The following is a 684-nucleotide window of genomic DNA, read 5'->3' as shown; positions in this document are numbered from 1 at the left end:
TAATTGGCGAGTAATTCTCTGCAGAAATTTCCAAAGGTCCGATGGCGTTTTCACCTCGTGACCGCACCGCATAATGAACCTTACAAGCGAATGTTTTGAAAGCTCTACAAAGAAGACGCCAGCGCCCATCGACGTCTTAGGATTAGTAAACGTTAAATCAAAGGCAATTTTGTCGTAACTCTCAATTGGCATGCGAGGCGCATTAAGTGATGCCTGACTAGAAAACAAAACCCATTCGCCCCATATGACTTCCCAATTCTTTGTATCTTTAAAGCGCTGTGAAATCAGCGTGGCTGATGAACGTTCCTTACACCTAGCAAGTACTGCCTTGCATTGTTTGCGATGGCTACCATGAACCACAAAATCCGGCTCACTAAACTGATGATGCAGTTTGCGCATGATCCGGTTCACTAATCCGTTAGCAAGTGATTTATCCACCAGCTGACTCCTTTCTAGCCCTTTCAAAATTTTGTTTTCGAGTTAACTAACTTAAGAATTTGCTTTACACATGGAGGAGGCATTTTACTCACAAACAATGCCGTCACCATCCCTGTCAAACATAAACTCATAAGCTGGGTGGCTTCTTTTGACAGGGGTAATGCCATGGCTTCGAGCTTCAGCACAGGTAATCTTGCCGTTGTTGTTCGTGTCATACCGCTCTAAGGGGTTACTGGCGCCACTAGC

The 684-nt window shown here is 44.7% G+C and carries 2 protein-coding genes; both read right to left on the bottom strand.

Annotation, left to right across the window (positions count from 1 at the left end; genetic code table 11):
* Positions 1–438 (bottom strand): hypothetical protein (locus tag NO989_RS21890; RefSeq protein ID WP_371343202.1); only part of this gene is annotated, 438 nt, incomplete at its 3' end.
* 84 nt (positions 439–522) lie between these two features.
* Positions 523–630: an excalibur calcium-binding domain-containing protein gene (locus NO989_RS21885; protein ID WP_371343203.1), complete on the bottom strand. Its 108-nt coding sequence runs from the start codon at positions 628–630 to the stop codon at positions 523–525.
* Positions 631–684: the final 54 nt, after the last annotated feature.

This window comes from Alteromonas sp. DY56-G5 (genome assembly GCF_041414725.1).
In the GTDB taxonomy this organism is placed as follows: domain Bacteria; phylum Pseudomonadota; class Gammaproteobacteria; order Enterobacterales; family Alteromonadaceae; genus Alteromonas; species Alteromonas macleodii.
The sequence above is the reverse complement of the archived record's forward strand: the minus strand, read 5'-3'. Positions and strand labels throughout refer to the sequence as shown.